We start from the raw sequence: 13,614 nt of genomic DNA, 5'->3' as shown, positions 1-13,614 counted from the left end.
ATCAAAACTGAAAGTAAAGAAATTCCGAAACACGATTCAGAGAAAGCAAACAAAAAAGCGCCAACAAACTTGTTAAGCAAGCAACCCACAACCGAGGTTTAAACCAATCCATAATTGCCTGGTTGTTCGGCAACCAAATAACTGCTAACATTAATCCTAACAGAATCAATAAGATATAATTATTTCCTAAATTTTCGGGTAAGTAAGTAAAGTTATTCCACGGCTCAAATTTTCCGCCCAATAACGATAACCACCCCAAAAAACCTTGATAGGCAAGGGGCATTTCAATTGGTTTAATTCCCGTCATTGCCTTAAACATTTCTACTGCATCACTAATACTACTAGCCCTAAATAATACCCAACTAAAGACCACAGCCAAAAAAGTAATCATCCATGCCACTATTTTGGGCAAAAATATTCCCAATTTGCGCCATGCTTGGTTAATCGCCAAATAAAACCCATGCATTCCACCCCACAAGACAAAAGTCCAGCCTGCCCCATGCCATAGTCCTCCCAGTAACATGGTAATAATGAGATTAATATACCGCCGAATTTCCCCTTTGCGATTGCCACCGAGGAAAATATAAAGATAATCTCTGAGAAAATTTGATAAGGTAATATGCCAACGCCGCCAAAATTCAATAATTGAGGTAGATTTATAGGGAGAGTTAAAATTTAATGGCAGATCGATATTCACCATCCATGCTAACCCGATCGCCATATCAGAGTAACCAGAAAAATCAAAGTAAAGCTGAAAGGTATAAGCTAACGCCCCGACCCAAGCTTCTAGGAAACCGACATCATTGGCATTGTCAAAAACTAAGGAAACCCAAGGAGATAAATTATCCGCAATTAAAACCTTTTTGGCAAGTCCTAAAATAAATAAGGTTAAACCTTGGGCAAACTTCGCCTCAGAGAAGAAAACTTTCTGGCGATCGCGCAATTGGGGAATCAGCTCATCATGGCGCAAAATTGGCCCGGCAATCAGTTGGGGGTAAAACGTCACAAATAAGGTATAGGTGATTAAATCATAATCAGAATCCTGGGTTTCCCCACGATATGCATCCACTAGGTAAGCAATTTGGGTAAAACTATAAAAAGAAATCGCCAGGGGCAGAATAATTGTGGGCAATTGCCAATCGGTTGACCAAATTTGATTCAAAGAATTGACAAAAAAGTTGGCATATTTATAATAACCCAAAATTACCAAGTTAAAAGCTATCCCTAAAATTAACAAATTTCGGGACTTGGTACTTTTCGGTTCACCGCGATTAATTTCCCAGCCAAACCAATAATTTCCCCCAATTGAAATCAGTAATAAAGGTAAATAGGCAGGATTCCAATAGCCATAAAAAAATAAAGAAGCTAGAGTCATCCAGAGGAGAGCAAATTGACGATGACCAAACCGCAGCAAGCCGAAAAAAATCATCAGGGTAATCGGTAAAAAACCTAAAATAAAAACATAAGAGTTAAATAACACGATGACCTCATAGCTGAATATTGGGCAATGACATCACTTGCCGAGTCCGATTAACGATTTCACGATTTTTTTGATCGGTTTCTCTAGTCATGGGGTGTAAGAGTCATGGGATGCAAGGCGTAAATGGCGGGCGGCGGGCAGTAAGTTTTCCGAGATTCTCGCAGTTCTGGAGAAGGGACTTAAGCGCGATCGCCATAGTAATTGGCCCGATCGCCCCGAAATCTAATCGTCGCGTGTAGGGAAATCCGCATCCCTAGCGGGGGGCTATCCGCGATCCATCCTAGGGTAGAGATCGCCCACAATCAATTAACGGTGCGTTACGCTTTGCTAACGCACCCTACAATAACATAACAGATCAATCAGCGAGAGATAACTATGGCCGTACTCGAACAGGGCAACATTACGATCCATACCGAGAACATCTTCCCGATCATCAAGAAGTCCCTCTACTCTGGTCACGAAGTCTTCTTTCGGGAACTGATGTCCAACGCCGTAGACGCCATCACCAAAATGAAAATGGTGTCCTTCAGCGACGAATTCAAGGGGGACGTAGGCGAACCGGAAATCACCATCGAACTCGACAGCAGCAAAAACACCCTCTCCATTTCCGACAACGGCATTGGCATGACCGCTGACGAGGTGAAAAAATACATTAACCAAGTCGCCTTCTCCAGCGCCGAGGAATTTCTAGAAAAATACAAATCTGCCGGAGAACAAATCATCGGTCACTTCGGGCTGGGTTTTTACTCATCCTTCATGGTTTCTAGCAAAGTAGAAATCGATACCCTGTCTTATCAAGAAGGCGCCCAAGCGGTTCACTGGTCTTGTGACGGTTCTCCCTCCTTCACCTTGGAAGATTCCACCCGCACCACTCGCGGCACCACCATCACCCTACACCTGCTCGACGAAGAAAAAGAATACACTGAAGCTTCTCGAATCAAACAGTTGGTGAAAACCTACTGTGACTTTATGCCCGTACCCATCAAACTCGACGGGGAAGCGATCAACAAACAAAAGTCCCCTTGGCGAGAGTCTCCCAACAACCTGACCAAAGAAGACTATCTGGAATTCTATCGTTATCTTTATCCGTTCCAAGATGAACCTCTGCTGTGGGTACATCTCAAAACTGACTATCCGTTTGACATTAACGGCATTCTCTATTTCCCCAAACTGCGCCCTGATGTGGATGTCACCAAAGGGGAAATTAAACTCTACTGCAATCACGTCTTTGTCAGCGAGCACGTTGAGGAAATTATTCCCAAATTCTTGCTGCCTATGCGCGGGGTGATTGACAGCCCGGATATTCCTCTGAACGTTTCCCGTAGCGCCTTACAAGTTGATCGCACCGTCCGCAAGATTGCCGATTTTGTCGCCAAAAAAGTAGGCGATCGCCTCAACGAATTCTACAAACAAGACTGGAACGAATATGTTCGTTGCTGGCAAGACATTGGCACCTTCGTCAAATTTGGCTGCCTCAACGACGACAAATTCAAAAAACAAGTCAACGATATCGTCATCTTCCGCACCACCGCTGACCTGAGTAAAGCCGAACCGGAAACCCCAGCAGTGGAAGTCCAGTCCGAAGCGGGAGACGTTTGGCAAGATGTCACCCCAAAAAATAGCAAAGGGGGGACTCAATGGGGCTCTTACACCACTCTCCAAGACTACCTAGACCGCAACAAAGAACGCCATGAAAACCGGGTGTTCTATGCCACCGATGAAGCCCAACAAGCCACCTACATTCAACTCCATAAGAGTCAAGGCTTAGAAGTCCTAATTATGGACTCCTTCATCGACACCCACTTTATTTCCTTCCTAGAACGGGAACACACCGATGTTAAATTCTCACGGGTAGACTCGGAAATTGACGACAAACTCTTGGACAAAGACCAAGAAAAAGAAATTGTTGACCCCACCACCAACAAAACCCGCAGCGAACAAATCAAAGAAATCTTTGAAAAAGCGCTGAACAAACCCAAGGTAAATATTCGTACCGAAGCCCTCAAATCCTCCGACCCCCAAGGCAGTCCTCCGGCAATGGTACTCTTACCGGAATTCATGCGCCGAATTCAAGATATGAGTGCCCTCATGTCCCAAGAAGTCGCCAAATTCCCCGAAGAACATATTTTATTAGTAAATACTGCCCACCCCTTAATCAAAAATCTGGCTCAACTCAGCAGTGGCACCATTATTGGGCCTGATGGCACTTCTCCCTCTGGGGAACTGGCAAATATGATTTGTCAGCACGTTTATGACCTGGCTTTAATGGCCCAAAAAGGCTTTGATGCTGATGGGATGAAAGCCTTTGTCCAGCGTTCTAACCAAGTGCTCACCACTTTAACCGATCGCGCCACTAAATAAGTCTAATAAATAACTCTAAATAAGTTATTTCCCAAAACTTCCTAGAAACCGGGTTTCTTTTTGGCAGGCCAAAGTCATGCGATCGGCCCACCAGAGAAACCCGGTTTATTGGCGATCGATCCAGATAAAACAACTATAGCGATCGCCTTACCAACCTGACTCAAGCAATCGCAAAATCCGTAAACTTCCGACTCTCAGGATCATGGAACGCTAACACAATATCCTTGGACGGCACTCCCTCCCTTAACAACTCACTAATTCCCTCCTCTGTCCAATCTTCCTCAATGTAAATTTTCTCATTTTTAAGGCGAACATAAACAAAAATTGCCTTAACTCGTCGCTTATTTTTCCAGCCAATATTAAACCAAAAATATTCACTCATTTGATCGTCAAACATTAAGACCTCATCTATATCAGGATCGGGGACTTGTGCTGAGATTATTTCATACTCATTTAAGATTTTTTTAAGAAAATTTTGATAATCGGTTAATTTGTCCATTTTCTGACTTCTTATTTTTCAATATCAACAATTAACAGGATAACTTCATATTTATTAGGGGTCGATGGGGAAATCGTTCTCCCCACCTCCCATTCAGAACCCAGCGTGCCACTTTCACGGCACTAGGCTCCTACCTAAATTGACCTTTTACACAGGTACGTCTACCAGAGTGGTAGTTCTTCCTCCGCCCTTGGGCGCTTCCGTCATATCTTGACTTTAAGTCGTGACAATGAGCGTGAAGCAATTGCAGGTTTTTGTATTCATCCTTTCCACCTAAGCTTCTAGGTATGATGTGGTCTACTTCTCACGGGTCGCTGCTTGTGAAGTATTGCCCGCAATATGGGCATTTGCCCTTCTGTTTTTTCAACAGTTTTGCCACTCTTGTAGGGGGTTCAATGTCTTGTCCTCGCCTGGTACTCCAATAAACCCAATCTCCGTCATAAGGGGATTTGTCAGGGTTGACTAAGGTGTGTCATTTAATTTCGACATCCGCGTGTTTCCATAGCGTTAGGAGTCGTGTAAAAATAAGTTGACCAATTAGACCGGAAGTGGGATAATCAAGAAGTAGCGCTACCGCGAGCCTGATGATTGTGGATAACGAAACCCTCAAAAGCATTAAAGCATTAAAGATAAATATTAGTCATTATCACCTTATTTGAATGAAAAAACACGAAGGATTTGGGCAGCTTGTGAAGCCTTGTCTTTGGGATGGGGAGGTGTAACACTTACTGCCAAGGCAACTGGACTATCCCGGACGACAATAAATTCCGGAATCCGCGAACTGTCTGAATCTTCGGGCACTCCATCAGAAAAAGAGCTTCCTCGGATCCGTCGTCAGGGGGGTGGACGTAAATTACTAGAAGAAAAAGATGGAATGCTGCTATCAGATTTGGAATCCTTGATAGAACCTATGACATTGGGAGACCCGGAGTCTCCGCTAAAATGGACTTGTAACAGTGTAGCCAAACTGGCCAAAGAGCTAAATGGTGGGGGACATAGAATCAGTCCAAAAAGCGTTTATAATTTACTAGAACATCTAGGCTATAGCTTACAATCAAATCGGAAAACTCGGGATGGCTCATCTTGTCAAGATAGAGATGAGCAATTTTTACATATTTATTCAGAAGTCAAAAGTTTTCAAGCCGCCAACGAACCCGTAATCTCTGTTGATACCAAGAAAAAAGAATTAATTGGAGACTTTAAAAACGAAGGAAAAGAGTGGACGCTTAAGGCGCCGCCTATTGAAGTCCGAAGGCATGACTTTGTAGACCCAAATTTGGGTAAAGCTATTCCTTATGGGATTTATGATTTAACCCAGAATAAAGGATGGGTCAATGTGGGAATTGACCATGATACAGCGGAATTTGCGGTGGAATCAATTCGTCATTGGTGGCAGTCAATGGGAAAAGATTGTTATCCCCATAGTCAAAAGATAATGATTACAGCAGATTGTGGAGGAAGTAATAGCTATCGGTCGAGACTCTGGAAGTTAAAACTCCAAGAGTTGGCCGACGAAATTCAGAAACCGATTCAAGTCTGTAATTTTCCTCCGGGAACCAGTAAATGGAATAAAATTGAGCATCGCTGATTCTGTCATCTGACTCAAAATTGGCGGGGCAGACCAATAACAAGCTTGCAAGTCCTGATTAATTTAATTAAAAATACAACGACCTTGGAAGGATTAGAAGTGCAAGCCAACTTAGATGAAAGTCGCTACGAAACAGGAATCAAAGTGACCGACCAAGAGTTTAATTCTATTGTGATTTCGCTCCACTCTTTTCGGGGTGAATGGAACTATATCATTAAGCCCCGAGTCGAGGCATAATTGACCAACTTATTTTTACATGACTCCTTACTGCACGACAAAGCAGCAAGACTTGGTGCTTTCCTACTACAAAAGCCTGGTACATCGGTGGAATACCGATCCACGTGCGATCGCCGAACGCGAACGAAAACAAGCAATCAAAAAAGCCAAAGCAGCCTTAGACAAGCCATTCAAGGAGATAATAGATTATCAAATATTGGCTGACATGAAAGCAGCGATCGAGCGGTCTATTTCTGTAGAAAGTTACTTACCAAAAGAAGAAGAAGACACTCAGAAAAAATGGAAGAAACTAGCGATTCAGCGGACAGCGGCGCGGATGACAGAACTTATCTGGCAATCATTGATGGATGAAATCTATCCTAAGAAATAAAGTATAATCACCGTGGAAAGTTGAAGGCAACCGCTACCGATTGGAGTCGGAGGTGCTGCTCTCCACTTTTTTTAGGAGATTTAGCAACCGTGGATAAACAGTGATTAAGGGAGTTTAGGAAAGTACAACTTATGAGGAAATTGCCCGTATATCTCACTTGAGTGAGCGCTATGTTAGAGATGTGGGTTATAAACTATGGCAAATCTTATCAGAAGCATTGGGTGAGGATGTTAAAAAAAATAATTTTCGATCAACTTTTGAAAGGTTAGAATTAAAATCATCACAATTTATTAATATACAAAGCAGCCATAATTTTAAATTTTGTTCATATCCTTATCCATCTCAAGAACAAGAACCAAAAAATGAAGATAAATCCCAAAAAATCGATTTAACCTTAGCCCCGAAAATTATTCATTTTTATCGCAGAGATACGGAACTCTAAACCCTATCCGACTGGTTAATTAATCAAAATACTCGTTTAATCGCCGTATTAGGATTATCGGGAATTGGCAAAACTACTCTGGTGAAAAGATTGGTCGATTCCCTTTCCGGATCCGCTTCGCGGAATCGCACCTTAGATCGATTTGAAATCATCATTTGGCGAAACTTAAAATTTCCCGAATCTTTGGATGTCTTGGTCAATGATTTATTGCAAGTTTGTCATCAAGAACCAAAATAAACTATGAGCGATCGCCTCAAACAATTATTTGCCCTGTTCGCGGAAAAACGGTGTTTAATCATCCTGGATGAATGATGTGCAAAATCTATTTATCCCTGGTTAATTTGCCGGACAATATCAACCAGAATATCAAGATTATCAAAACTTTTTTAAAGCGATCGCCGGACGTGACCATCAAAGTCATTTAATTTTAATCAGTCAAGAAAAATCTGCGGAAATGGAATGCTTAGACGAAGAGTTATATCCCATTAAATGCCTAGAGTTATCAAGATTAGATGGGGTAGAAATCCTCAACCATACAGGATTACAAGATGAAGATAGCTGGACTTCGCTGCTTAATTTATATCAAGGAAATCCCGCTGATTTAAAAAGTATTGCGATTTTAATTAAAAATATTTTTGCCGGTCATGTAGCTGAGTTTTTAGACGAGAATACTTTGGTCATCACCAAAGAAATGCAGGTTGCTTTGCAGCAGCTATTTAACCGACTTTCCCCCAGCGAACAGCAACTTATTTTAGCCTTGAGTCAAGACCAAGCTTTATCCAGAGAAGAACTTAGGCAACGTTTAGACTTATCTTCAATGGACTTAATGAATGGGTTGCAATCTTTACAACAGCGTTATTTAGTCAGGAAAATTAACCGCGAACGGCTTTTATTTCAACTATCTCCCGTGATGCAAGAATATGTCAGAAATTTTTGCCAAAATTGATGAGAATTAGCCGCATCATAATCAAGCCAGAAACCGGGTTTCTGCACAGAAACCCGGTTTCTCCTGGGGTTGCCCCCAGTTATAAATTGCATAGCCAACGAGCGATCGATGCAACTTGATTCTCTTGATTCAGGTTAGCCGCATTAGTGAGCGTCCCCTCCTCCAGTTGATGCCAAATTTCATCGGCCATCCTTTTTGCTACTGCCGATCCGACAAAGAAAGTATTAGGAAAATAGCCAACTTTAGAAAATGCTTCCCGAATCCGATTTAGTGCGGCTTGTGCTGTTTTCCAATGCTCATCTGCTCCGGCTGGATCTATGCCTCCTTTTAGTTCACCCAAAGCGATGATAGATGGTGCAGTTTCAGATGGCTGAATTTTACTGGATTTATTCACTACCAGTTCGGTCGGGGGAAGATTAAATAAACATAGATCCACATTGCTCCTGACTAATGGCACCTTCAGATTATAAATTAGGGTGCGATTCTCTCCTTCACTCTGCCAGTTTATCCCGCGTAAAGATAACTCAATTTCTATATCATCATTGGTCATGGCTATCCATTGTTTAGTCCTGGAATCTTGCCAAGAATATTGACGACCTGCAATTTTCAGAGTCGAAAGGATAGCACGGGTTAACTTTCTTTGTGCTAATGCTCCACCGATATTACGCATTGAACCACCAAGGGTGTCACCACGAGTCAGGAGAAATCTAAACACCAATTCCTCCACAAAATTTGCCGCTGCTGGCTCAAGAAAATTCTGAATCAGCCCATTGATTGCATCAATTTTATCTTCTGGAGTCAAATAATTAAGAGATTTTTGAGATAGTCCTGCCGCTGTTAACAATCCCACCTCAATATCCTTAATCTTGAGCAAATCAGCCGCACTGACAGCTTGACTTGCCGCTGCTTGAAGTGCTTTTGCTTCGGCAATATAAGGTGCAGCCTGTCGATTTCTCTCCAGGGCAAGGGCTACAAATCCGGCACGGGTGGCTTCATAAGTTGTCACCAGATCGTCACTAGATTTCAGATGGTTAAGATAAGCGCTCATAGATTTAAATTAATTTAAATTAATCTGATTTAAATTCATCTCATTTATTGCTTTTTCCATACATAAACACACTTTCTTAAAGGGTCGCGGCCATGATTTCCCATCTGTTGACTACTGTTGCCTTTATCACTGGGTAAAACCAGAATATTCTCTACAATAAAGCCTACTTTTTCAGCCAAGGCAGAAAGAATCATGTCCACGGAAATGCTTGCCCCAGCATAACGCACATTGTCATTAACCATAAATAAAAGCGCTCCTGGTTTAAGGACACGAGAGCATTCTTGGATGACACAAGCCATTTCATAGAAATATCCTTTGACCATTCTGGGGATATTTTTGTTATTTAATAAACCTTCTATTTTTTGGTTATCTAAATATTTTAAAATAGCTTGCAATAGAGATTGACTATCTGCCAGATTTACAGCCAATTCCCAGTTTGAATTAATAGCTAACAAATTTTTAGGACGATTTTCAACCGTACAACTTAACATTTGCTGACGAAACTCAATTAATCCCTGTTCTGAAACCCCCAATAAAGCCAGTTCTAAGGCATAAGTACGAGTGTAATCATATCGATTACAATAGGGGGGAGAGGTCATAATAGCATCATAGCTGGCATCAGGTAAACTGGGCATTAATTCCAAACAAGATCCTTTGTACAAATTAATCAGACCTTGCGGCTTTTGGGTGGGAAAAAGCTCGATTTGCTCTATGTTTGGTTCTAAATCATTGATGATTTCATTGATTTTCTGACTGATGGCAATCTCGAAGGTTAAAATTTCACCTTTGTTAAAAGGTTTTTTCCCCGAACCCCGACCAGAACGATAATCCCACCGCAGATATTGCCCATCTTTTCGGGTATAACTTACGGATTCCAAGATACAAAGTAAAGCAAACATTAAAACTGCTTTTACTCTGGGATTTTCGCGATCGCACCGGGCTATATATTCCTCAATGGCTGTTTTAGTTTCTAGGGAATAAGCCCCCTGAGTAATTCTAAATTCTGGCAGACTTGTTTCATGTTCAAAATTTTTCCATAACGGCAATTTAACCCAGTCTTTTAAACGGGCAATATCATCGGAGGTAAATTCAGAATTAAAAATTTTTCTCGTCTCAATTATGGTTTGACCAATGGGCAATAATTCAATGCCATCACCATCAAGACCCAGATCCCCGGCAGCAAATAAAGCCGTCCCGCTCCCTGCAAAAGGATCTAAAATCTTCCCTTGGAAAATCTCATATTTCTGGAATAAAAACTCCACCAAAGAAGCGGAAAACGCCTCTTTATACTTGTACCACCGATACATTGGTTTGGTTTTATTTGCCTGAAAGCTGACTAAAAGTCTAGTCAGGGAGGATTGGACTAAAAATTTAGTTTTAAAGTGGTCATATAATTGCTTGTCAAGGATATCAATTTCCCTGAGATTTTCTGTTTCTGCTTGAGGGATGATATTAGAGATGCTTGACAGACCGATCGCCATTAAAAATCCTGCCTATAAAATTTTGTCTATATGATTAAGTTAAAAATTAAGCCAGAAACCGGGTTTCTGCACAGAAACCCGGTTTCTTCTGCGGTTGCCCCCATATTTTTTCCAGGGTTTTCTTTAGCGTTTCGCTAATTTCTTCGCGTTCATCTTCCGCAGACGAATCGATTCCGGGGTCACTTCCAACAGTTCATCAGAACTGATATATTCTAACGCCCGTTCTAAACTCATATCAATCGGCGTTTGTAGCTGAACTAATTCATCGCCACTAGCCGATCGCATATTCGTCAACTGCTTGGTTTTGCAGACATTCAAATCCAAATCTTGAGCACGATTATGTTCGCCCACAATCATGCCTTTATACACCTTAGTACCGGGAGTAATAAAGAAAACTCCGCGATCTTCAGCGTTTTTCAGGGCATAGAAAGTAGCGGTTCCTTCTTCAAAAGCCACAATCACCCCATTGCGGCGGGTTTCCACATCCCCAGATAAAGGACGATAATCCAAGAAGCTATGGTTCATAATCCCTTCCCCACGGGTGATCCGCAGGAATTCACCCCGGAAACCGATTAATCCCCGTGCGGGAATAGCAAATTCTAGCTGAGTCCGACCCCCAGTAATCACCCGCATATCTTGCATTTCCCCTTTGCGCTGTCCCAAGCGTTCGATGCAAGCACCCACCGCCTCTTCGGGGACATCCAGGACTAAACATTCAAACGGTTCGCAAGGCTGACCGCCAATTTCCCGGTAAATCACCTGGGGCTGGGAAACTTGGAATTCATAACCTTCCCGGCGCATGGTTTCAATCAAAATACCCAGGTGCAGTTCCCCACGACCGGACACTAATAATTTATCTGGGGTGTCCGCTTCTTCCACCCGTAGGGCAACGTTGGTTTCCAGTTCCCGCATTAGGCGATCGCGCAACTGACGGGAAGTAACAAAAGTGCCTTCCTGTCCGGCAAACGGGGAATCATTCACCCAGAAAGTCATCTGTAAAGTAGGTTCATCCACCTTAATCAGTGGCAGGGCTTGGGGTTCATTGGGGCAAGTAATAGTTTCGCCAATATTCGCATCGGCAAAACCCGCCACTGCCACCAAATTACCCGCTGAGGATTCCGCAATTTCCACGCGGCTTAACCCTTCAAAGCCCATCAATTTAGTAATTTTGGCCTTAACAATTGACCCATCTTCTTTCACCAAAGCCGCTTGCTGCCCAGCTTTGATGGTGCCATTGTGAATCCGACCAATCACGATCCGACCGATATATTCGGAATAATCCAAAGTGGTCACTTGTAATTGCAGGGGTTTCGTAGGATCGCCGACCGGGGCTGGGACATGGGCGAGGATTTCCTCAAATAGTGGCTGCATATCCACCCCTTCTTCTTCCAGGTTTTTCTTGGCATATCCATCTAGACCGGAAGCAAATAAATAGGGGAATTCGCACTGATCGTCGTCGGCGCCGAGTTCCAAAAACAGGTCTAAAACCTTATCCACTGCCCCATGAGGTTCAGCGCGAGGGCGGTCAATTTTGTTCACCACCACAATAGGGCGAAGTCCTTTTTCTAAGGCTTTTTTCAGCACAAACCGAGTTTGTGGCATCGGCCCTTCGTTAGCATCAACAATTAGCAAACAACCATCGACCATGCCGAGCACCCGTTCCACTTCACCGCCAAAGTCAGCGTGACCGGGGGTATCCACAATATTAATTAAGGTGTCTTTGTAGCGAACGGCGGTATTTTTGGAGAGAATCGTAATCCCCCGTTCCCGTTCCAGGGGGTTGGAGTCCATGACGCAATCAGGGACGTCTTCCCCTTCACGAAAAATACCAGATTGTTTCAGGAGGGCATCCACCAGAGTGGTTTTGCCGTGATCGACGTGGGCAATGATAGCGACGTTGCGAATGGGAAGACTCATAACTTGCGTCTAGGATAAACGTGATATTAGTTTGTATTCAGCAGAATTTATGAATAATTGTAACAGATCAAGTTGGTAATTTAACCAGATCAATCCTGAGAAATCAGATTTTTTGGTTAAATTTCAGTTTTCTGTCTCGGGGCTGACTTGGTACTCAAGTGAGACGGTTGACCAAGAAACCCTGTTTCTCAAAGATACCTTAGCTAGAATGATATGGCAGAAGCACAACCAAGAGATATTCAACTTTACATCACCCCTGCGGGAAAGATTCCTTTTTCCAAGTGGTTTGATTCTCTCCAAGACGAAAAAGCCAAAACTACGATCGATAGACAAGAAAGCTAGACAAGAAAGCTAGACAAGAAAGCTTTTACACCAGACTGAGTAAACCACACCCGTCGGGGATTAAAATCCCCGCCTCATAGCGCAAGTCGGTTAAAACCGACTAATTATGCTTGTATTTATCAGAATTTCAGTCGGTTTTAACCGACTTTAGCTATTAGCCAGGGAATTCATTCCCTGGCGGTTAATGTGGTTAATGTGGTTAATGTGGTTAATAGACCTCTTGCAAAATTCCTAAAAGCCCCCCTTAAAAAGGGGGGTTGGGGGGGTCGAAATATTTATTTTGCAAGAGGTCTAATGTGGTTTTTTAATCTAAAAACCGCTGTAAAAAGGGGGCTATTTAGAATATCGGAGTTAAAACTATGAATAAATCTGTATCTTATGATGATTTTTTGATGGCCAAGTTAAAAGATCGCAACTATGCCGTTGGCTATGTGGAAACTCATTTAGAATTAGAAAAAGACGAAGCACCCGACCAGGCACTATTGGCTTTGGCCCTCAAAGATGTTGCTCAAGCATTGGCAGGCGATCGCCTCACCCCAGAAGAAGTTAAAATTCACCTAGAAAAGCTGGAACGATTGCTATCTAATGGTGGCAGTGAGGTGATTTATAATTTAGCTGAATGGCTGCAAGTTGTGGGATTAAAATTAACCGTTAAAGTTGATAATGAACCGGAAAAAATAGATTACCCGGTTACTGACAATGTAGTTACTGAAAATGTCGCAGAAGAATTGGTCAAAACTTAGCTTACAGGGCTTTTCAGATAGATAAACCACATTAACCGCCAGGGAATTAAATCCCGACTGTAGGGGTCAACGGCCGTTGACCCCTACAGTCGGTTAAAACTGACTAAAATTCTTTACGGGTCAAGGGCTGTTATAGGGGCCAACGGTCGTTGACCCCTAC

13 protein-coding genes and 2 pseudogenes are annotated in these 13,614 nt (G+C 42.6%); 8 read left to right on the top strand and 7 right to left on the bottom strand.

Annotated elements, in window-relative coordinates; translation table 11 throughout:
• Position 1: 1 nt before the first annotated feature.
• A complete protein-coding gene (locus ABWT76_RS27720) occupies positions 2–1,480 on the bottom strand; it encodes an MBOAT family protein (RefSeq protein WP_054467609.1) in 1,479 nt (492 codons plus the stop codon).
• Between the two features lie 179 nt (positions 1,481–1,659).
• Positions 1,660–1,782 carry a hypothetical protein gene (locus ABWT76_RS27715; protein ID WP_255353220.1) on the bottom strand — a complete coding sequence of 41 codons (123 nt, stop codon included), beginning with the start codon at positions 1,780–1,782 and terminating at the stop codon, positions 1,660–1,662.
• 73 nt (positions 1,783–1,855) lie between these two features.
• Between ABWT76_RS27715 and htpG the strand changes: the two genes are divergently transcribed.
• Positions 1,856–3,841: a molecular chaperone HtpG gene (gene htpG / locus ABWT76_RS27710; RefSeq protein WP_054467607.1), complete on the top strand. Its 1,986-nt coding sequence runs from the start codon at positions 1,856–1,858 to the stop codon at positions 3,839–3,841.
• Between the two features lie 160 nt (positions 3,842–4,001).
• On the opposite strand, the gene ABWT76_RS27705 is transcribed toward htpG, so the two are convergent.
• Both ABWT76_RS27705 and ABWT76_RS27700 read right to left on the bottom strand, forming a co-directional pair.
• The gene (locus ABWT76_RS27705) at positions 4,002–4,340 is read right to left on the bottom strand and encodes a XisI protein (protein WP_190878282.1); all 339 of its coding nucleotides are present in this window, start codon (positions 4,338–4,340) and stop codon (positions 4,002–4,004) included.
• 130 nt (positions 4,341–4,470) lie between these two features.
• Positions 4,471–4,845: pseudogene (locus ABWT76_RS27700) on the bottom strand (HNH endonuclease); the annotation flags it as partial.
• 150 nt (positions 4,846–4,995) lie between these two features.
• On the opposite strand from ABWT76_RS27700, the pseudogene ABWT76_RS27695 reads away from it, so the two are divergent.
• The 5 genes and pseudogenes from ABWT76_RS27695 to ABWT76_RS27675 all read left to right on the top strand — a co-directional run bounded on the left by ABWT76_RS27695 (position 4,996) and on the right by ABWT76_RS27675 (position 7,923).
• Positions 4,996–6,165, top strand: a pseudogene (locus ABWT76_RS27695) (ISAzo13 family transposase).
• Positions 6,166–6,184: 19 nt separating this feature from the next.
• The gene (locus ABWT76_RS27690) at positions 6,185–6,535 is read left to right on the top strand and encodes a hypothetical protein (protein WP_190878284.1); all 351 of its coding nucleotides are present in this window, start codon (positions 6,185–6,187) and stop codon (positions 6,533–6,535) included.
• Positions 6,536–6,692: 157 nt separating this feature from the next.
• Positions 6,693–6,977, top strand: a complete 285-nt coding sequence (locus ABWT76_RS27685) for a hypothetical protein (RefSeq protein WP_231636843.1) — start codon at positions 6,693–6,695, stop codon at positions 6,975–6,977.
• An 81-nt stretch (positions 6,978–7,058) separates the two neighbouring features.
• Positions 7,059–7,214 (top strand): hypothetical protein, encoded by a 156-nt coding sequence (locus tag ABWT76_RS27680; protein ID WP_354635270.1) that lies wholly within the window; start codon positions 7,059–7,061, stop codon positions 7,212–7,214.
• Between the two features lie 217 nt (positions 7,215–7,431).
• Entirely contained in the window at positions 7,432–7,923 is a 492-nt protein-coding gene (locus ABWT76_RS27675; protein ID WP_242049887.1) for a hypothetical protein, read from the top strand.
• Between the two features lie 79 nt (positions 7,924–8,002).
• On the opposite strand, the gene ABWT76_RS27670 is transcribed toward ABWT76_RS27675, so the two are convergent.
• From ABWT76_RS27670 to typA, 3 genes are all read right to left on the bottom strand, one after another.
• Positions 8,003–8,971, bottom strand: coding sequence for an AvaI/BsoBI family type II restriction endonuclease (locus ABWT76_RS27670; protein WP_054467601.1), 969 nt, complete (start codon positions 8,969–8,971; stop codon positions 8,003–8,005).
• Positions 8,972–9,015: 44 nt separating this feature from the next.
• The gene (locus ABWT76_RS27665; RefSeq protein ID WP_054467599.1) at positions 9,016–10,452 is read right to left on the bottom strand and encodes a site-specific DNA-methyltransferase; all 1,437 of its coding nucleotides are present in this window, start codon (positions 10,450–10,452) and stop codon (positions 9,016–9,018) included.
• A 123-nt stretch (positions 10,453–10,575) separates the two neighbouring features.
• Entirely contained in the window at positions 10,576–12,369 is a 1,794-nt protein-coding gene (gene typA, locus ABWT76_RS27660; protein WP_054467597.1) for a translational GTPase TypA, read from the bottom strand.
• A gap of 213 nt (positions 12,370–12,582) precedes the next feature.
• Between typA and ABWT76_RS27655 the strand changes: the two genes are divergently transcribed.
• Both ABWT76_RS27655 and ABWT76_RS27650 read left to right on the top strand, forming a co-directional pair.
• Entirely contained in the window at positions 12,583–12,711 is a 129-nt protein-coding gene (locus ABWT76_RS27655; RefSeq protein ID WP_255353219.1) for a hypothetical protein, read from the top strand.
• Positions 12,712–13,070: 359 nt separating this feature from the next.
• On the top strand, positions 13,071–13,454 hold the full coding sequence (locus tag ABWT76_RS27650) for a DNA-binding protein (protein ID WP_190878286.1): 384 nt from the start codon (positions 13,071–13,073) through the stop codon (positions 13,452–13,454).
• The last annotated feature ends 160 nt before the right edge of the window (positions 13,455–13,614 follow it).

Source organism: Planktothricoides raciborskii GIHE-MW2 (assembly GCF_040564635.1).
Lineage (GTDB): Bacteria > Cyanobacteriota > Cyanobacteriia > Cyanobacteriales > Laspinemataceae > Planktothricoides > Planktothricoides raciborskii.
The sequence above is the reverse complement of the archived record's forward strand: the minus strand, read 5'-3'. Positions and strand labels throughout refer to the sequence as shown.